Source organism: Rathayibacter sp. AY1B5, assembly GCF_002932795.1.
GTDB lineage: Bacteria > Actinomycetota > Actinomycetes > Actinomycetales > Microbacteriaceae > Rathayibacter.
Window position 1 is genome coordinate 58440 of sequence record NZ_PSWM01000013.1, and the last position, 19317, is coordinate 77756.

A 19317-nucleotide genomic window follows, 5' to 3' on the forward strand; every position below is an offset into this window, starting at 1 on the left:
GTCAGTCCTCGCGCTCCCACGGAGCCGGGATCGGGTAGTACTCCTCGAGGAACCCGATGACGGCCTTGGTGCGCGCCTCCGCCGAGATCTCGGGGAAGCTGCCGTCGTTGAGGCAGAAGAAGTCGACGCCGCGGTTCTTGAGGAGCTTGCGCATGTCCTTCAGCCCCTGGTGCATCGTCGTGTCGACGTACTTCACCGAGGCGTTCTCCTGCACGACCGCGCGCCCGGTCATCAGCGCGTAGTAGTGGTAGAGCGAGTTGGTGACGGAGACGTCGCTCGCCGAGCGGAAGCGGCTCGCGGCGGTCGCGGTGAACTCCGGCTCGAACTCGGCCTCGAGCTCGGCCATCACGGTCTTGCGCAGCGGCGTGGCGGCGTGCTCGAGGTGTCGGGTCGTCATCGCGCCGAAGCGCTCGCGGAGCAGGCGCCGGTTGACGCGGGCCGCGTTCTCGAAGCCGCTGCGGGAGGCGTTGGAGTCGCCCATGCCGATGCGCGTCGTCGCCTCGATGAACTTCGTGATACCCCCGGGCGAGAAGAAGATCGACGGGTCGACCGGGCGCCCGAAGAACATGTCATCGTTGGAGTAGAGGAAGTGCTCCGCCAGCCCCGGGATGCGGTGCAGCTGGCTCTCGACCGCGTGGGAGTTGTGCGTCGGCAGCACCGAGAGGTCGCGGAAGTGGTCCTCGCTGCGCACGAGGGTGACGTCCGGGTGCTCGTCCAGCCAGCGCGGGCGCGGGGAGTCGGTGACGATGTAGATGTGCCGGATCCACGGCGCGTACATGTAGACGCTGCGCAGGGCGTACTTGAGCTCGTCGATCTGGCGGAAGCGCGCCGGAGCGTCGTCGCCCTCGCCCACCACGTAGCTGGCCATCCGGGCCGCACGGGCGCGCTGGAACTCCAGGTCGGTGCCGTCGACCCACGAGAAGACGATGTCGACCTCGAAGCGGATGTCGCTGACGAGCGGCTCGAACATGCCCTCGAACGTCGGCCAGGTGCGGCCGTACGCCTCGACGTGGGCGTCGATGGCTTCGGCGACGGGGAGGCTGTTGCGCATGAGCGCGTTCTCGGCGGGAGTGATGATCTCCTCCTCGCCCACCTTCCACAGCTCGAGGCGGACGCCGCTGCGGGCGCCGTAGCGCAGCGATCCCGTCGAGGAGACGCGCGGGCGGAAGAGCTTGAAGACGGAGGCGCGCGGATACGGCGCGAGCACGCCCTCGGCCAGGAGCTGCGGCGGGGTGCCCCGCTTGTCGACCGTCTTGGCGTAGAAGGGCTCGGTCGCGAAGGCGCGCGCCAGCAGCGTCGCCAGCTCGGCGCCGAGCACGCGGTCCACCGCGAGGAAGGGCGAGCCGTCGGTGCCGCGGATGAGGCGGTAGGGGAATTCGGCGGCGTCGAGGACCTCGCCGATGGCGATCAGGTCCTCGGTCCAGGCCGCGCGCGGCGTCGTACTCGAGTTCACCAGCGAGAACAGGCCGGCATGGACCACGACGTCGTCGCGGTCGAAGTGGCGCGGGCGCAGGAGCGGTGACGGAAGAGCACGGACGGAAGGCATGATTCACATTATCCGCCGTGGATTTCGTCTGTGTGACCGGGGCGTCGTCTTGACAGCGACCGCGGGCCCGCACGGTCAGCGCGAGAGCGACTCCAGACGGTCCCTCGCCTTCTCCGCGGCCTTCGCGGCCCGCCTGGCGCGGCGACGCTCCTCGGCGGCGACGACCCCCAGCGCGAAGGCCCCCTCCCCGCTGCGATCGGCCTCCTCCAGGATCAGCGCGCGGGCGGCGAGCGCGTCCCGCTCCTCCCCCAGGGCGTCGGCGAGGTCCTCGCCCGCCTCGGCGAGCGAGCGGCGCCGGGCGCCGACGGCCTCGGGGACGACCGAGCGCCACGCCTCCACGGTGTACCGGAGCCGCTTCGCCGCCTTCCGCAGGTCGTGCCGGACCTCGAGCGCGCCCCCGGCCGAAGCGGCGCCCGCCGCGGAGATGCGCGCGAGCTCCTTCGCGACGGAGCGGCGCACCAGCGCAGTCGCGCTCGAGCCCGCCCGCGCAGTGCGGGGCGGGTCCGCGAGCACGGCGTCGAGCGAGGCGAGGAGCGCGAGGTAGCGGCCGCCGCGCAGAGTGCGGTCGACGCGGCGCAGCGCCGAGGCGTGCCGGTGCTCGATCTCCTCCAGCAGGGCGGAGGGAGTGCTCGGGGCGCCCTCGACGGCCGCCAGGGAGGCGCGGAACCGCTCGGCGAGCACCTCCTGATCGCGGGCCGCGCCCAGGACCCCGCCCAGCCAGCGCAGCTCGTCCCGCACCGGGTCGGTCGCCGCACGGTCGAGCACGGAGCGGGAGGCGGCGAGGACGGAGCGGAGCCGGCGTGCGAGCACGCGCATCCGGTGCAGGGCGTCATCGGCCTCGAGGCGCACCCGCGGGTCGACGGCGCGCAGCTCGCGCAGGAGCGAGCGGACCGCGGCGAGCGCCGCCTCCCCGCCGTTCCGCGGATCCGGAACCGTCTCGTGGATCGGGCCGCCGGTGGCCCGGGCGAGCTTGGAGGCGCTGGCGGCGGGGCGGGCGCCCGCGGAGAGGAGGCGCCGCTCGATCTCGTCGAGGACACGCTCGCCCTCGTCCCGCGGGACGTCGACGAGCTCGACCTCCCACTCCCTCCAGCGCCGCTCGCGGCCGGTGCGCTGGTCGCGCGCGATCACCAGGTCGTCGGCGATCTCGGCGAGCTCCCGCCCGTGGGAGTCGAGGGCGCGGGTGATCGAGCGGACCGTCTCCAGGAGCGCCAGCGGCTCGAGCGGCGCGCGCCCCACCTGCCCGAGCACCGGCTCGCGGACGGCGGACGGGACCGTGCGCGCGGCCGTGAGCTCCGCGTGGATCTCCGTGCGGCCGGAGGAGCCGGGCAGCTTGACGTGCCAGCCCTGGTCGGATCCGCCCTCGCGGCGGCGCAGCGTGATCCGCGCCCGGGAGAGAGCGCGGTCGGCGGTGTCGAAGTACTCGGCGCGGAGGGTCACCGGCTCCTCCGTGCGGACGCCGGCGACGCTCCCGGCGCCGGTCAGGTCGGGCAGCCGGGTGCCCGCGTCGACGTCGTACTTGCGCTCGACCTCGGTCTGCACTCTCCGCGCACCGCCCGCCCGGGACGTCGCCGACTCGTTCTCCGCACCGCTGGCCATGCTCCATTGTGATCACGCCCGACGCTGCTGCGGCACCCCGGGGCGGCCGGGGGTGCCCTCGCCCTAGGCTGGAGCGATGACCGCGCCCGTTCCGCCCGTCGCCCGCCGCGTCCCCCTCGAGCGCCGCCACCACGGCGACGTGGTGGTCGACCACTACGAGTGGCTGCGCGAGAAGGAGAGCCCCGAGGTGATCGCGCACCTCGAGGCCGAGAACGCGTACACCGAGGCGGTGCTCGCTCCTCTCGCCCCGCTGCGCGAGCGCCTGTTCGAGGAGATCCGGTCGCGGACGAAGGAGACCGACCTCTCGGTCCCCGTCCGGGAGGGCTCCTGGTGGTACTTCTCGCGCTCCTACGAGGGCCGCCAGTACGCCGTGCACTGCCGGGCGCCGATCAGCGGGCCGGACGACTGGACGCCGCCGTCGATCGCCGAGGGCGGTCCGCTCGAGGGCGAGCAGGTCGTCCTGGACGGCAACGCGGAGGCGGACGGGCACGACTTCTTCTCACTCGGCAGCTTCGACGTGTCGGCCGACGGCACCCGGCTGCTCTTCGGCACCGACGTCGAGGGCGACGAGCGGTACACCCTCCGCATCCGCGACCTCGAGACCGGTGAGGACCTGCCGGACGTGATCGAGGGCACGGGCGGCGGAGCGACCTTCGGTGCCGACGCGCGCTTCGTCTTCTACCCGACCGTCGACGAGTCCTGGCGCCCCGACACCGTCTGGCGGCACGAGGTCGGCGCCGGGACCCCGGACGAGGTCGTCTTCGCCGAGCCCGACGAGCGCTACTGGATCGGCGTGGGCCTCACCCGCAGCCGCCGCTACCTCGTCATCGAGATCGGCAGCAAGATCACGAGCGAGTGCCTGCTGCTGGACGCGTCCGACCCGACGGGCTCCTTCCGCTCGGTGTGGCCGCGCCGCGAGGGCGTGGAGTACGAGGTCGAGCACGCCGTCGTCGACGGGCGCGACCGCCTGCTGATCGTGCACAACGACGGCGCCCTCGACTTCGAGATCGTCGAGGAGCCGGCCGACCTGTCGCTCGACGCCGACGCCCGGGCCCGCGAGCGCCGCGTGGTGGTGCCTCACCGCGAGGGCCGTCGGATCGAGGGCGTCGACGCCTTCGCCGGGCACGTCGTCGTCTCCTACCGCGCCGACGGCGCCACCCGGCTCGGGCTGCTCCGCGAGGACGGCACCGGAGCGCGGCTCGAGGAGATCGTCTTCGACGAGCCGCTCTACGACGCGGGCCCGGCGGGGAACCCGGAGTGGGAGCAGCCCTCTCTCCGCCTCGCCTACACCTCGTTCATCACCCCCTCGACCGTGCTCGCGCTCGACGTCGCGACGGGCGAGCGCACGGTGCTCAAGCAGCAGCCCGTGCTCGGCGACTACGACCCCGCGCTCTACGTGCAGCGGAGGGAGTGGGCGGTCGCCGAGGACGGCACGCGGGTGCCCCTGTCGCTCGTCTGGCGCCGCGACGCCGCCGACCCGGACGCCTCCCCCGCGCCGCTCCTCCTCTACGGCTACGGCTCCTACGAGGCCAGCATCGACCCGGGCTTCTCGATCGCGCGCCTCTCGCTGCTGGACCGGGGAGTCGTGTTCGCGATCGCGCACGTCCGCGGCGGCGGCGAGATGGGCCGCTCCTGGTACGAGAACGGGAAGACGCTGGCGAAGCGGACGACCTTCACCGACTTCGTCTCCGCGGCGCGGCACCTGGTCGACGCGGGCTTCACCACTCCGGACCGCCTGGTCGCGCAGGGCGGGTCGGCCGGCGGCCTGCTGATGGGCGCGGTCGCGAACCTCGCCCCGGAGGCGTTCGCCGGCGTCCTCGCGCAGGTGCCTTTCGTCGACGCGCTCACCTCGATCCTCGACCCGTCGCTCCCGCTCACCGTGATCGAGTGGGACGAGTGGGGCGACCCGCTGCACGACCCCGAGGTCTACGCCTACATGAAGTCGTACTCGCCCTACGAGAACGTCCGCGAGGACGTGCAGTACCCCCGGATCCTCGCGACGACGAGCCTCAACGACACCCGGGTGCTCTACGTGGAGCCGGCGAAGTGGGTGGCCAGGCTCCGCGAGGTCGGCGCTCCCGCGCTGCTGCGCACCGAGATGACCGCGGGACACGGCGGAGTGAGCGGACGCTACGAGCGCTGGCGCGAGATCGCGTTCGAGTACGCCTGGACGCTGGACGTGCTCGAGCTGGCCTGAAAGCCCCGCCGCAAGCCCCTCCGCCCGTCGCCCGCGGCCAGTAGGGTTCGGGGTGCCGACGGAGGGAAGAGCATGAGCGCAGGCCTGTCGATCGACCGCATCGCCGCATGGGTGGCGGACCAGAGGTGGTACGCGAGCAAGGGGCGGCGCCCCGAGCTGGAGGTCCGCGGCGCCTGGTCGCTGCACCCCGGCGAGGCGGAGGTGGTGGACCACCTCTTCATCGACCGGGCGGGGACGAGCCCGGTGCTGTACCAGGTGCCGGTGACCGTCCACGCGGCTCCGGTGCCCGGGCTCGAGGACGCCCTCGTCTACTCCGACGACGCTCACTTCGTGTACGACGCTCCGCGCGACCCGGTGTTCGCCCGTGCTCTGCTGGGCATGATCGCCGACGGCGGCCGCTCCGACGAGGACGGCGCCCGGGGCGGCGCCCGCGCCGAGGGCCACCGGCAGCCGGGGGCCGCGATCGGGGCGTTCGCGTCCTCGAAGGTTCTCAGCGGCGAGCAGTCGAACACCTCGGTGATCGTCCGCACCACCGCCGACGACGGATCCGACGCGACCCCGGTGATCGTCAAGGTCTTCCGCGCCCTCCACCACGGCGACAACCCGGACGTGACGGTGCAGTCCGCGCTCAACGCCGCCGGGAGCGCCCTCGTCCCGCCCGTGATCGGCAACGTGACCGGCGAGTGGGACGACGAGGGCGAGGAGACGGGCCGCGCCTTCGGGCACCTCGCCTTCGCCCAGGAGTTCCTCCCCGGCGTCCAGGACGCGTGGCGCGTCGCCCTCGAGGCGGTCGCCGCCGACTCCGACTTCACCGGCCCCGCCCGCGAGCTGGGCCGCGCCACCGCCGAGGTGCACGCGACGCTCGCCGAGGTCATGCCGACCGAGGACACCACGTCCGAGGTCGTCGAGCGGATGGTCGCGACCATGCGCCGGCGCCTGCGCATCGCATCGGCCGAGGTCCCCGTGATCGCGGAGGACTCCGAGGCGATCGACGCCGTGTTCCACGCCGCCGAGACCGCGCCGTGGCCGAGGCTCCAGCGCATCCACGGCGACTACCACCTCGGACAGGTCCTGTCCGTGCCCGACCGCGGCTGGGTGCTCCTCGACTTCGAGGGCGAGCCGCTGCGGCCCATGCACGAGCGCCGTCTTCCCGACGTGGCCCTGCGCGACGTGGCCGGGATGCTGCGCTCCTTCGACTACGCGGCCGGCGCGCACGAGCAGGCCGAGCCGGGCGCCTCGAGGGCGGCCTGGGCGGCGGCGAGCCGCGCCGCGTTCCTCGAGGGCTACACCGAGCGGGCGGGCGACGCGGTCACCGCGCACCGGGCGGTGCTCGACGCGTTCGAGCTCGACAAGGCCGTCTACGAGGCGATCTACGAGGCGCGCAACCGGCCGGAGTGGCTGTCGATCCCGGTCGCCGCAGTGCAGCGCCTCGCCGGACGCTCGTAGGGTGGCAGGCATGAGCGACGACACCGACGACAAGAAGCCCCTGGACCCGCTGAGCGACTTCAGCATCCCGGGCGACACCGACCTGCACACGAGCGGCGACGCCTCGGGCGCCGACGGCGACGAGGTCGCGGAGCCCGGAGCGGACGAGGACTGACCCGCCTGCTCCGCGGGGCCGGCCTCGGCTCCGCGGGGCCGGCGGCCGTCCTAGCCCAGCGGGGCGAGCGGCTCGACCGCCGGACCCTCCAGCACCGTCCCGTCGGCCGCGAAGCGCGAGCCGTGCAGCGGGCAGTCCCAGCTGCGCTCCGCGTCGTTCCAGGTGACGATCCCGCCCAGGTGCGGGCACACCGCCGACACCGCGCAGCGCCTCCCCTCCACGGTGGAGACCGCGACGGGCTGCAGCCCGTCGCGTGCGAGCGACCCCTGGCCCTCCACCGGCACCACCCCGGCCGAGCGGGGGGCGCGCAGAGCGGAGGACCAGCCCCGCGCGTACCAGGCGCCCACCGCGAGCCCGGCGCCGAGTCCCTCCGCCATCACCCGCGGCAGCGTGGGCCGGCGGTGCAGCGTCCTCGCCCAGGCAGGCGTCTCGCCCTCGAGGTCGGCGACGAGCGTCAGCGCGGCCTGGACCGCGTTGGTCATCCCCCACTTGTCGTAGCCGGTCGCCAGGAAGATCCGTCCGCGTCCCCGCGGCAGCCAGCCCACGAACGGCACGCGGTGGAACGGCTCGTAGTCCTGGGCGCTCCACTGCGCGACCGGCTCCGCCCCCGGGAAGGACCGCCGCGTCCAGGCCACCAGGTCGTCCACGGCCTCCGAGGTGACGGGCCGGCGACCCACGGGGTGGCCGTTGCCGCCGATCAGGAGGAGCCGCTCGCCGTCGCGCTCGGCGTCGCGCACGGAGCGTGACGGCTCGTCGACCGAGAGGTACATGCCCTCGGGGATCGGCGCGTCGGTGCGGAACGCGACCGCGTACGAGCGCAGCGCGGCGATCTTGGCGAAGTACAGGCCGCGGTCGAGGATCGGCGCCCCCGTGAGCAGGTAGGCCCGGTCCCCGGTCACCGGGCCCGCGCTGGTGCGGACCCGGACGGGAGCGGTCGCGCGCATCCCGAGGGCCCGGACACCCTGCACCAGGGTGCCCCCGGCGGCGCGGAAGTCGGCGGCGAGTGCGGTGAGGACGTCCATCGGGTCGAACTGGGCCTGGTCGTCGAGGGCGACGGCCGCCGTGCTGGGGAACGGGACGTCGAGCTCGCCGACGAGGCGGGTCGCGAGGCCGAAGCGGCGCGCGGTCGCGTGCTCCTTCAGCACAGCGTCCACGCCCTCGGGCGTCTGCGCGTAGCTGTAAGCGGTGCGCCTCTGCACCGGCACGCCCGCGCCCTCGCAGTAGTCCAGCAGCCAGCGGAACCCCGCGAGGTTCGCCGCGACGTAGGCCTCGGTCACCGCGGGGATGTTGCGCTCCGCGATCCGGGAGAGGTGCGCTCCCTGCAGGAGGCTGAGCTTCGCCGTCGTGTTCCCGGTGGCGACCGCGCCGACCTCGCGCGCCTCGAGCACCAGCACGCGCCGGCCGGTCCGCTGCAGCAGGAGCGCGGTGACCAGACCGGTGAGACCGGCCCCGACCACCACGTCGTCGTAGTGCGCACCGGGGGCGAACTCGTCGGAGGGGATCGGAGCAGCGGCCGCCCGCCACAGGGATCGGGGCGGCGGCGCGGACGTGGTCGCGGCCTCTGGAGTCATCGGGAGTCCCTCCGCTCGGGGGCCGAGCGGCCCGAGAGCGACGCTACGCGGCGCCTCCGGGAGCGTCACGGTGTTGACACACCGCGGGCGGAGGACTCAGAGCCAGCCCCAGCGCTTGAACAGGCGGTGCAGCACCACGCTCGAGCCCACCATCGCGACGAGCGCCGCCGGATAGCCCCACGCGACGTGCAGCTCGGGCATCACGTCGAAGTTCATGCCGTAGATGCTCGAGATCATGGTCGGCGCGAAGAAGATGGCCGCCCATGCGGAGATCCGCTTGACCTCGTCGTTCTGCTGGTTGCCCACCTCCGCGAGCTTCTTCATGTCCTCGTTCTGGCGCTGGGCGACGAGGGTCGCGTTCACCGCCAGGATCTCCCGCAGCGTGGTGCGGAAGCCGTCGACCCGTTCGGTGACGAGCGCGACGTGGTCGGCGACGTCGCGGATGTAGCGGCGCAGCTCCACATCCGACTGGAACACCTCGAAGTCGGTGACGAGGCGCCCGAGCATGCCGGTCAGGGGAGCGACCGCGCGCTGGAAGTCCAGCACCTCCTGGCTCAGCTCGTAGATGCGGCGGGACACGGCCGGGTCGCCCTCGAAGACCTGCGCCTCGATCTCGTCGATGTCGTTCTCGAGGCCGGCGACGACGGGCGAGTACTGGTCCACGACGGCGTCGAGGATCGCGTACAGCACGGCGACCGGGCCGACGCGCAGCAGCTCCGGATCGGCCTCCATCCGCCGCCGCACCAGCGAGAGGTCCGGCTTCTCGGAGTGGCGGACCGTGACGACGAAGTTCGACCCCACGAACAGGTGGAGCTCGCCGAAGTCGACCTCCTCGCGCTGGTCGGAGTAGCTGGCGGCGCGCAGCACCACGAACATGTCGCTGCCGTACCGCTCGAGCTTCGGCCTCTGGTGCGCGCTGATCGCGTCCTCGAGGGCGAGCGGGTGCATCGAGAACTCGTCCTCGAGCGCGGCGAGCTCGGCCGCGTTCGGCCGGTACAGCCCGATCCACGCCATCGCGTCGGGCAGCTTCTGCAGGGCGGCGAGCGCCTCCGGGATGCTGCCGGGTGAGACGACCCGGCGGCCGTCCTGGTAGATCGCGTTGTCGACCGTGCTGGTGCGGGCCGGCTCGTCGTCCGGGCGCAGCCGCTGGATGGGCGACGTGTCCTCGGCGGCGGCGCGGGTGCGCGAGCCCAGACCGAGGATCGTCGCGGGGACGCGGGGCAGCTTCACGACCATCTCCTCTGCTCGACCGACGCCCTATTCTGCACCTCCGGATGAACGGGAGGTGTCCGCTGCGCCGCCGGTGTCGGAGGGTCTCACTAGCCTGGAGTCGCTCCCCCGGACGACGCAGAGGAAGGACGACCGTGAAGCTGCTGCACACCTCGGACTGGCACATCGGCCGCACCTTCCACGGGCACTCCACGACGGCGGCGCTCGCGACCGTGCTCGAGGCCCTGGTCGAGACGGTGCGGGCCGAGCGCGTGGACGCGGTGCTGATCGCCGGCGACGTCTTCGACTCCGCCGTGCCCGCCGCGGAGCACTACACCCTCCTCACCCGCACGCTCGAGGCGATCCGCGCGGCCGGCGCCGAGGTCGTCCTCACCAGCGGCAACCACGACTCCCCCGCCCGGCTCGGCTTCCAGGCCGGGCTCCTGCGCGGGGCGGGCGTGCACGTCCTCACCGACCCCGAGGCGTACGCCGAGCCGGTCGTGCTGCGCGACGCGTCCGGCCTCGAGGTCGGAGTCCACGGCATCCCCTACCTCGAGCCCGCCCTCTACCGCCACCGGCACCCGGAGGAGCAGCTGCGCCGCCACGAGGACGTGCTCGCCTTCGCGATGGGGCGGGTGCAGGCCGCCGCCGAGGCGGCGGGTCGTCCCTGGGTCGTGCTCGCGCACTGCTTCGCGGTCGGAGCCCCGGCCGCGGTCCTCGAGCGCGACATCACGGCGGGCGGGCTCGACTACGTCTCGGTCGAGCACTTCGCCGCGGCCGACTACGCGGCGCTCGGGCACGTCCACGGGCGCGCCGAGCTGCTGCCGGGCGTGCGCTACTCCGGAGCGCCGCTGCACTACTCGTTCGGCGAGGCGTCGAAGCCGCGCGGCGCCTGGCTGGTGACGATCGGGCCCGGGGGGCTCGAGGGCGTCGAGTGGTCGCCGCTCCCCGTGCCGAGGAGGCTCAGTGTGATCGAGGGCGAGCTCGAGCAGCTGCTGCGCGATCCCTCCCTGGCGGAGGTGGAGGGCGACTGGGTCTCGGCGGTGCTCACCGATCCGGTGCGCCCACTCGATGCGATGGCGCGCCTGCAGTCGCGCTTCCCCGGCTGCGCGACGCTCGAGCACCGGCCCCCGCACGCCGCGGCCGAGCCGCGCGCCTACGCCGAGCGGATCCGCGGGCGGAGCGACGTGGAGGTCGTCGACGACTTCCTCGCCCACGTCCGCGGCGGCCACGGCGCCACGGAGACCGAGCGCGCCCTCACCCTCGACGCGCTCGCAGCCGTCGAGGCCGAGGCTCTGCGGTGAGGATCCGCCGACTCGCCTTCGCCGGGCTCGGACCCTTCCGCGCCGAGCAGTGCGTCGACTTCGACCGACTCGAGGACGTGGGCGTGTACCTCATCGCCGGGCGCACCGGAGCGGGCAAGTCGACGATCCTGGACGCGATCGCGTTCGCGCTCTACGGCTCGGTCCCCCGCTTCGACGGCACCGCCTCGCGCCTCCGGAGCGACCACAGCGGCCCCGAGGACGAGACGTTCGCCGAGCTCGAGTTCGAGGCGGCGGGGCGGGTCTACCGCGTCCGGCGCTCGCCCGAGTACGAGCGGCCGAAGCGGCGCGGCACCGGAAAGACGACCCAGCCGGCGAAGGTCGAGCTGCTGGAGCGGGTCGACGGCTCCTGGGTCGGGCTCTCGTCGAGCGCGAAGGAGGTGGGCGCCGACATCGGCCGGATCGTCGGCCTGACGAAGGACCAGTTCCTCCAGGTGATCCTGCTGGCGCAGAACCGCTTCCACGAGTTCCTGCTCGCGAAGAACGACGACCGGCAGCGGCTCCTGCGCACGCTCTTCGCGACCGAGCGCTTCGATCTGCTCCGCCGCCGCCTGCTCGAGCAGCGCGATGCCGGCGCCGTCGGGCTCGAGGAGGAGCGCGCGGCCGTGACCGCGCTCGCGGACGAGGCCGTCCGGCTCCTGGACGACGAGGCCGAGCCGCCCCTGCCGGACGCCGCCTGGTTCGCCGGGCTGCCGGCGCGGCTCGCCGCTCCGCTCGAGGCCGCCCGGGCCGGCTCCGCCGCGGCCGACGCGGCGCACGAGGCCGCGGGCACCGCTCTCGACGAGGCCCGGCGCATCGCCCGGGGGCAGGAGCGGCGCCGCCGCGCCCTCATCGAGGCGGAGGAGCTCGCGGTCGCCGAGGCGCACGTCGAGCAGCAGCGGGCCGGGATCGAGCGCGCGCGCCGGGCCGACGGCGTGCTGCCGCTGCTCCGCTCGGCCCGGGCAGCCGCCGAGAAGGAGCGGGCCGCCCGACAGCAGCGCGACCTCGCCGCCGACGCCTACGGGGACTCGTCTGCGGGCTCGGCCGCCGAGACGGCCGAACGGCTCGCCGCCGTCCTCGGCGCCCTCGCCGAGGCGCTGGCCGACGAGCGCCGACTCCCCGACGCGGAGCGCTCCGCCGAGCGGTCCGCGCGCGCCGAGCAGGCGGCGGCGACCGCGCTCGCCGGGATCGAGGCGGAGCTGCGCGGGCTGCCCGCCCGGGTCGACGCGCTCGCCGCCGAGGAGGAGTCCCTCGCCGACGAGGCCGCCGCCGTCCCCGCGCGCGTCGACGAGCTCGCCGTGCTCGAGCGGAGGATCGCCGCAGCCCTCGAGCGCGATCTCACCGCGGCGCGCCTGCAGCGGCTCCGCACGGCCTACGCGGATGCGGCGCGCGTCCACGGGGAGCGCGCCGCGGAGCAGTCCGCCCTGATCGCGCGCCGGTTCGCCGGTTTCGCCGGGGAGCTCGCCGAGCGGCTGGAGCCGGGCGAGCCCTGCCCGGTCTGCGGCTCGTGCGAGCACCCCCGCCCGGCCGAGCACGACGGCCCGACGACGGTCGGCACCGACGACCTCGATCGGGCCCGCGCCGCGGTGGAGCGCGCCGCCGCCGCCCTCGACGGCGCCCGCGAGCGCGAGGGTGCCGCGGCCCTGGCTCTGGCGGCGCTGAAGGAGCGGGTGGGCGGGGACGCGGACCCGGAGTCGCTCCGCCCGGCGCACGAGGAGCGGCTCGCCTCGGCCCGCGCGGCGGCCGCCCGCACCGAGGAGCTCCGGCGCGAGCGCACCCGGCTGCGCTCCCGGATCGACGCTCTCACGACCGGACGGGACGCCGCTCGCGAGGAGCACCGCACCCGCGCCGACGAGTCCGCCCTCGCCGCCGAAGCGCTGCGGGTGCTGCAGGAGCGCGTCGAGGCCTCCCGTGACGGCGCGACGAGCGTCGCCTCACGGGTCGAGCAGCTGAGCGCCCAGCGCCGCCGGGCCGTCGCCCTGGTCGAGGCCGAGGAGGCGGCCGTCTCGCGGGCCGAGGCCGCCGCCGCCGCCCGGGAGGAGCTCGCCGAGGTCCTCGGCGAGCGCGGCTTCGCGACCGCCGAGGAGGCCGAGTCGGCCGCGCTGGCCAGCGGGGACCGGGCGCGGGCCGAGGCCGTCGTCGCCGAGCACGAGCGGCGGCGGAGCGCGACGGAGGCGGTGCTGTCCGACCCGGAGCTCCGCGAGCTGCCGGGCACGGCCGTCGACGTCGCCGCCGCTGAGGAGCGCTCGCGCGAGGCCTCCGCCCGTCGCGACGAGGCGCGAGCCCGCCTCTCCGTGCTCGAGCACCGCTCGGAGCGCCTGGCCGAGCTCGCCGCGAAGGCCGCGGGCCGCCTCACCGTGCTGGGTGAGCGCCTCCGCCGCCACGAGGAGCTGCGCGCACTGGCCGAGACCGTCTCCGGCCGAGGGCAGAACACGCGCCGGATGGACCTCGAGGCCTTCGCCCTCGCCGGACGCCTGGAGGAGATCGTGACCGCGGCGAACCTCCGCCTCGACGCGATGACCAGCGGCCGCTACGCCCTCGCCCACGACGACTCGCTCGCCTACCGCGGTGCCGCCTCCGGCCTCGGGATCGACGTGCTCGACGCTTTCACCGGCGTCCGCCGGCAGCCCGCCTCGCTGTCGGGCGGCGAGACGTTCCTGGCCTCGCTCGCCCTCGCCCTCGGCCTCGCCGACGTGGTGACGGCGCAGTCCGGCGGCATCTCGCTCGAGACCATGTTCATCGACGAGGGCTTCGGCTCGCTCGACGCCGAGACGCTCGAGACGGCGCTCGGCACGCTCGACGAGCTGCGGTCGGGCGGGCGGACGATCGGCCTGATCAGCCACGTCGACGCGATGCGCGAGCGGCTGCCGATCGGCCTCCGCGTCGCGGTGGGGCCGCGCGGGGACTCGACGATCCTCACCGGCTGAGCGAGCGCACCGGATCGCCGGGGTGACGAGGCCCCGCGCCCGCTGCGTCGGCTCGGAATGCAGGAGCGAGCGCGCCCGCGCCCGCTGCTAGGGTCGTGCGCAGTGACACGGGGTGCCCGCCAGGGCTGAGAGAAGACCCGTTGAACCTGATCTAGTTCGTACTAGCGAAGGGATGTCGCGAATGAGCATTCGCACGCCTGTCCACCCGACCCTCCCCGCCGACACGGCGCCCGACCGGGCGTCCGTGGGCCGCGATCTCGCCGAGCTCCGTGCCGCCGGACCGCTGGTGCAGTGCATCACGAACGCGGTCGTCACCGGCTTCACCGCCAACAGCCTGCTGGCCCTCGGCGCCAGCCCGGCGATGTGCGACCTGCCCGGCGAGGCGGGCGTCTTCGCGGGCCTGGCCTCGGCCGTGCTCGTCAACCTCGGCACGCCCGGAGCGGAGCAGCGCGAGGGTGCTCGCGAGGCGGTCGCCGCAGCCGGACGCGCCGGCACTCCGTGGGTGCTCGATCCGGTCGCCGTCGGCCCGCTGCCCGTGCGCACCGCTCTGGCGGTGGAGCTGCTCGAGGCGCGGCCCGCGATCATCCGCGGCAACGCCTCCGAGATCCTCGCCCTCGCGGGAGCCGGTGCGGGCGGCCGCGGCGTGGACGCCGTCGACACCGCCGAGCAGGCGCTCGACTCCGCCCGCGTCCTCGCCCGCCGCATCGGCGGCGTGGTCGCCGTCTCGGGAGCGGTCGACCTCGTCACCGACGGCGAGCGGGTCGTCCGGGTCACCGGCGGCCACCCGCTGCTGACCCGCGTGACCGGCGGAGGCTGCGCGCTCGGCGCCGTGATGGCGGCGTTCCTCGGCGCGGGCGCCCGCCCGCTGGACGCTGCCGTCAGCGCCTCCGCGGTCTGGGGCCTGGCCGCCGAGCGTGCCGCTGCGGCGAGCAGCGGTCCCGGGTCCTTCGCGGTCGGCCTCCTCGACGCCCTCGCTGCCCTCCAGCCGGCCGACGCCGAGGCCGGGGCGCGGATCGCATGAGCCTCGACCTCTCGCTCTACCTCGTCACGGACACCGCCCAGTGCGGCCCGCGCGGCGTGCCCGCCGTGGTCGCCGCCGCCGTCGGGGGCGGGGTGACGACCGTGCAGATCCGTGATCACGACGCCTCCGCCGCGGAGCTCGTCGCCCTGACCCGGGCCGTCGCCGCCGTCCTCGACGAGCGGACGACCCTGCTGGTCGACGACCGCGTCGACGTCGCCCTCGCCGCCCGCCTCGCGGGCGCCCGCGTCCACGGCGTCCACCTCGGGCAGGCCGACCTGCCCGTCACCGCCGCCCGCTCGCTGCTCGGTCCCGACGCGGTGATCGGGCTCACCGCGAACACCCCCGAGCACCTCGCCGCCGTCCGCGCCCTGCCCGCGGGGACGGTCGACTACCTCGGCGTCGGCGTCATCCGGCCCACCGCGACCAAGCCCGACCACCCCGCTCCCCTCGGTGTCGACGGGTTCGCCGCCCTCGCTGCGGCCACGGCGCTGCCCTGCGTCGCCATCGGCGGAGTCGGAGCCGCGGACGCGGGCCCCCTCCGCCACGCCGGCGCGGCCGGACTCGCGGTCGTGTCGGCGATCTGCACGGCCGCCGACCCCGCGGCGGCCGCACGTCTGATCCGAGCGGAGTGGGACCGGTGACCACCCGCGCCCGCATCCCCCGGGTCCTGAGCATCGCCGGCACCGATCCGACCGGCGGCGCCGGCGTGCAGGCCGACCTCAAGTCGATCGGCGCGCTCGGTGGCTACGGCATGGCGGTCGTCACTGCGCTCGTCGCGCAGAACACGCACGGCGTCCGCTCCCTGCACCTGCCGCCCGCCGCGTTCCTCCGCGAGCAGCTCGACGCGGTCAGCGACGACGTCACGATCGACGCGGTGAAGATCGGGATGCTCGCCACGGCCGAGTACGCCGGAGTCGTCTCCGAGTGGCTCGACGAGGTCCGGCCGCCCGTCGTGGTCGTGGATCCGGTGATGGTCGCGACCAGCGGGCACCGGCTGCTCGCTCCCGAGGCGGAGGACGCCGTGCGCGATCTGCTCCGCCGCGCCGACCTGGTGACGCCGAACCTCCCCGAGCTGGGCGTGCTCGCCGGAGAGCCGACCGCCTCCGACTGGCCGGCCGCGCTCGCGCAGGGGGCGGCGCTCGCCCGCGCCCTCGACGCCGCCGTGCTGGTGAAGGGCGGCCACCTCGACGGCCCCGCCACCCCGGACGCGATCGTCACTCCCGACGGCCTCGTGCGCGAGGTCCCCGGCGAACGCGTCGCCACCTCGAACACGCACGGCACCGGGTGCTCGCTCTCGTCCGCGATGGCGACGCTCCTGGCCGGGCGCGACGCCTCCTCCCACGCCCTGGTCGAGGCGCTGACGGAGGCCAAGGAGTGGTTGACCGGCGCCCTGCGCGCCGCCGACGCTCTCGAGGTCGGCACCGGCAACGGCCCGATCGACCACTTCCACCGGCAACGTCCCCCGGCGTTCTGCGCGGACGTCTGGGAGCGGACGCGGACGCTCCGCGACGAGATCGACGCGCTCCCGTTCGTGCGGGCCCTCGGCGACGGCTCCCTCGGGCGCGAGGACTTCGAGTGGTACCTCGAGCAGGACGCTCTCTACCTCACCGAGTACGCCCGTGTCCTGGCCGTGGCGGCGCAGCGTGCGCCGACCACCGCGGAGCAGGTCTTCTGGGCCGAGGGCTCGGCGTCCGCCCTCGCTGCGGAGGCGCAGCTGCACCGCGACCGGCTCGGGACCAGGGACTCGGCTCCTGGGCCCGTGACCCGCGGCTACACCGATCACCTGCTCGCGGTCGCCTCGCGCGGCGGCTACGGCGAGATCGTCGCCGCTCTGCTCCCCTGCTTCTGGCTCTACGCCGACGTCGGGTCGCGCCTCGCCGCCTCGGGGCACCCCGAGCACCCCTACGCGGACTGGCTGCTCACCTACGGCGACCCGGTCTTCGCGGCCGCCACCGAGCGGGCGATCGCGATCACGGAGCAGGCCGCGCGGGACGCCTCGCCGAGGGAGCGCGCCGCGATGAGGGACGCGTTCCTGCGGTCCAGCCTGTTCGAGAGGGACTTCTTCGCCGCACCCCTCGCGCGGGCCGACTGAGCGCTCTCAGCCGGCCCGGTCGGGCGTGCTCAGCCGATCGCCTCGCGCAGGACGTGCATGAGGGCGTCGAGCTGCACGGTGTCGGCGGAGGCCGTCTCGGCGTCCGCGCCGTCGAGCGCGCGGGCGGCGAGACCGGCCTTGGCGTCGATCAGCTCCGCGATCTTCGCGTCGATCGTGTGCGCCGCGATGATCCGCCACGCCGTCACCGGCTCCTCCTGGCCGATGCGGTGCACGCGGTCGATCGCCTGCGTCTGCTCGGCCGAGGTCCACGACAGCTCGGCGAGCACCACGTTGGACGAGGCCTGCAGGTTCACGCCGACACCCGCCGCGGTGAGCGAGCAGACGGCGACCGACACGTCGGGGTCCTCGTTGAAGGCGTCGATCTGCGTCTGGCGGAACGCCGCGGTCTGGTCGCCCCGGATGGAGACGGACGTCAGCTCGCGCTTCTCGAAGGTGTCCTCCGCCTGGTCCATCACGTCGATGTGCTTCGCGAAGAAGACGACCTTGCCCACCGAGCGGGCCAGCTGCGAGGCGTAGTCGGCGGCCAGCGCCGCCTTGGCCTGGCCGATCCGGCGCACCATGGTGAAGACGTTCTCGCCGGTCTTGGCCGACTTCGACTCCTCGAGCTCGCTCTGCGCCACGATGCGGATGAACCGCTCGCGCTCGTCGTCGTCGAGCTCGTGGGTGATCGAGGCGGTGACCGCCCTGAAGCGCTGCAGCATGCGGGCGCCGAGCTCGCGCTCGGCCTTCTGGATGGAGCGCCCGAGGTCGTCGTCCAGCTCGACGGGCAGGTCGACGATCCGCTTCGACGGCAGGTCGGCGGCGACGTCGATCTTCTTGCGCCGGACGATGCCGAGGTCGATCACGGCCTCGCGCGCCTCCGGGTAGAAGCCCGTGTCGGCGGGGGTGAGGCCCGTCTCCTCGAGGCGGCCCATCAGCTCCGGGCCCGGCTTGGTCTCGTCGATCCAGCCGAGGAAGCGCCAGATGGCGCGGAAGTCGTCGACGTCGTTGATCAGCGGGGTGCCGGTCAGCGCGATCATCAGCGGATCGTGCCCCGGCGTCGTCTCGCGGATCCTCGACGCCAGCGCGAGCACGCTCTGCGAGCGCTGCGAGCGGAGGTTCTTGATGAAGTGCGCCTCGTCGACGACCATGCCGCGGAAGCCGAGGCTCCCGAGCCAGCCGATGTGCCGGTCGAGGATGTCGTAGTTGACGATGACCACGTCGGCGAACGCGTCGAGCGTGCCGCCGTCTCCGTGGATGACCGTGGCGCGCCGCTGCGGCGTCCAGTGCTCGACCTCGCGCGCCCAGTTCATCTTGACCACGTTCGGCACCACCGCGAGCAGCGGGTACGCCCCGACCACCGAGGCGGCGAGGAGGCTCTGCGCGGTCTTGCCCAGACCCGGCTCGTCGGCGAGCAGGAAGCTGCGGTGGCCCTCGCGGGCGCTCTCGATGAAGCGCGCCTGGTGCGGCATCAGCTCGCGGCCTCGCGGGGAGACCCGGTCGAGCTTCGGCGGCTCCGGGAGCTCCATGCTCGCGGCCCGTCCGCCCGCTCCGTACTCGAACGCCTTGAAGAGCGGCCCGAGCAGCTCCCAGTCGTCGAGCCGGCGGCGCGGCGCCGGAGCCGCGGCCTCGGCGATCGAGAAGTCCGGCGGGAGGAAGGGGTTCGCCAGCTGGCGGGCGCGCACCGACTGCGGCACGACCTGGTTGACCGGCACCTCGGGCTTGGGCTCCGGCTCGGTCACGATCAGCAGCTCGTCGGGGCTGAGCTCCGCGCCCGCCTCGAGCAGCCAGTCCCGGCGGAGCTTCTGCGCGGCCGCCGTGACGCCGGCCTCCGATTCGAGCAGCGCGATCAGGCTGGTGTCGCGGGCGGCCGTCTTGGCCAGGATCGTGGCGATGCCGTCGAGGCGCTTCATCTCCTCGGCGCGCTGCGCGTCGCTGAGCGAGGGATCGACCTTGACCCGCTTGCGCTCCTCGCGCATCAGGAGGGCGATCACCAGGAACTTCGTCCGGTTGGTCGGCCCGACCTTGCCGGTCTGGGCCTTCGCCTCCACCTCGCGGACGCGGCGGGCGAGGATCGGGATGATCCCCGCGTTGTCCACCCCGCGCGAGCGCGATCGGGGTCGGCTCCCGGCGGCGTTCGACGCTCGTCGCGTCTGACCGGACTGACGCTGGCCGCTGCGAGCCATGCTCCTCCTCGATGTGTGACGGGGGCGGAGGAGGGGTTCCCGCGCGCTGCCGTCGCCGTGCATCCGCCGGA

General features: G+C 74.5%; 13 protein-coding genes and 1 riboswitch. Of the genes, 8 read left to right on the forward strand and 5 right to left on the reverse strand.

Features of this window, described 5'->3' with window-relative positions; translation table 11 throughout:
• Window position 1 precedes the first annotated feature (1 nt).
• Both C5D44_RS09920 and C5D44_RS09925 read right to left on the reverse strand, forming a co-directional pair.
• Complete coding sequence (locus tag C5D44_RS09920) at window positions 2-1546, reverse strand: stealth family protein (RefSeq protein WP_104233778.1); 1545 nt, start codon at window positions 1544-1546, stop codon at window positions 2-4.
• A gap of 75 nt (window positions 1547-1621) precedes the next feature.
• A complete protein-coding gene (locus C5D44_RS09925) occupies window positions 1622-3142 on the reverse strand; it encodes a CYTH and CHAD domain-containing protein (protein WP_104281550.1) in 1521 nt (506 codons plus the stop codon).
• 76 nt (window positions 3143-3218) lie between these two features.
• On the opposite strand from C5D44_RS09925, the gene C5D44_RS09930 reads away from it, so the two are divergent.
• The 3 genes from C5D44_RS09930 (at window position 3219) to C5D44_RS18065 (ending at window position 6939) form a co-directional block, all read left to right on the forward strand.
• A complete protein-coding gene (locus tag C5D44_RS09930) occupies window positions 3219-5339 on the forward strand; it encodes a S9 family peptidase (RefSeq protein ID WP_104281551.1) in 2121 nt (706 codons plus the stop codon).
• A 72-nt stretch (window positions 5340-5411) separates the two neighbouring features.
• Window positions 5412-6785, forward strand: coding sequence for a phosphotransferase (locus C5D44_RS09935; RefSeq protein ID WP_104281552.1), 1374 nt, complete (start codon window positions 5412-5414; stop codon window positions 6783-6785).
• Window positions 6786-6795: 10 nt separating this feature from the next.
• Window positions 6796-6939 (forward strand): hypothetical protein, encoded by a 144-nt coding sequence (locus tag C5D44_RS18065; protein ID WP_181109948.1) that lies wholly within the window; start codon window positions 6796-6798, stop codon window positions 6937-6939.
• Between the two features lie 50 nt (window positions 6940-6989).
• On the opposite strand, the gene C5D44_RS09940 is transcribed toward C5D44_RS18065, so the two are convergent.
• The gene (locus tag C5D44_RS09940) at window positions 6990-8510 is read right to left on the reverse strand and encodes an FAD-dependent oxidoreductase (RefSeq protein WP_104281553.1); all 1521 of its coding nucleotides are present in this window, start codon (window positions 8508-8510) and stop codon (window positions 6990-6992) included.
• A 96-nt stretch (window positions 8511-8606) separates the two neighbouring features.
• Window positions 8607-9746, reverse strand: coding sequence for a magnesium and cobalt transport protein CorA (locus C5D44_RS09945; RefSeq protein WP_104276516.1), 1140 nt, complete (start codon window positions 9744-9746; stop codon window positions 8607-8609).
• 128 nt (window positions 9747-9874) lie between these two features.
• Between C5D44_RS09945 and C5D44_RS09950 the strand changes: the two genes are divergently transcribed.
• From C5D44_RS09950 to thiD, 5 genes are all read left to right on the forward strand, one after another.
• Window positions 9875-11023, forward strand: a complete 1149-nt coding sequence (locus C5D44_RS09950) for an exonuclease SbcCD subunit D (RefSeq protein WP_104281554.1) — start codon at window positions 9875-9877, stop codon at window positions 11021-11023.
• Window positions 11020-13947 carry an AAA family ATPase gene (locus tag C5D44_RS09955; protein WP_104281555.1) on the forward strand — a complete coding sequence of 976 codons (2928 nt, stop codon included), beginning with the start codon at window positions 11020-11022 and terminating at the stop codon, window positions 13945-13947. Before C5D44_RS09950 ends, C5D44_RS09955 begins: the two co-directional genes overlap by 4 nt.
• A gap of 98 nt (window positions 13948-14045) precedes the next feature.
• Window positions 14046-14137, forward strand: a riboswitch (TPP riboswitch).
• Entirely contained in the window at window positions 14129-14968 is an 840-nt protein-coding gene (thiM, locus tag C5D44_RS09960; RefSeq protein ID WP_104276513.1) for a hydroxyethylthiazole kinase, read from the forward strand. Its footprint overlaps the riboswitch before it by 9 nt.
• Complete coding sequence (gene thiE / locus C5D44_RS09965; protein WP_104276512.1) at window positions 14965-15609, forward strand: thiamine phosphate synthase; 645 nt, start codon at window positions 14965-14967, stop codon at window positions 15607-15609. The genes thiM and thiE overlap by 4 nt, the downstream gene beginning before the upstream one ends.
• Window positions 15606-17060 (forward strand): bifunctional hydroxymethylpyrimidine kinase/phosphomethylpyrimidine kinase, encoded by a 1455-nt coding sequence (gene thiD / locus C5D44_RS09970; RefSeq protein WP_104281564.1) that lies wholly within the window; start codon window positions 15606-15608, stop codon window positions 17058-17060. The genes thiE and thiD overlap by 4 nt, the downstream gene beginning before the upstream one ends.
• 29 nt (window positions 17061-17089) lie before the next feature.
• Here the strand turns inward: thiD and C5D44_RS09975 are convergent, their stop codons facing one another.
• Window positions 17090-19246 carry a DEAD/DEAH box helicase gene (locus C5D44_RS09975; RefSeq protein WP_104276511.1) on the reverse strand — a complete coding sequence of 719 codons (2157 nt, stop codon included), beginning with the start codon at window positions 19244-19246 and terminating at the stop codon, window positions 17090-17092.
• Between the last annotated feature and the right edge of the window lie 71 nt (window positions 19247-19317).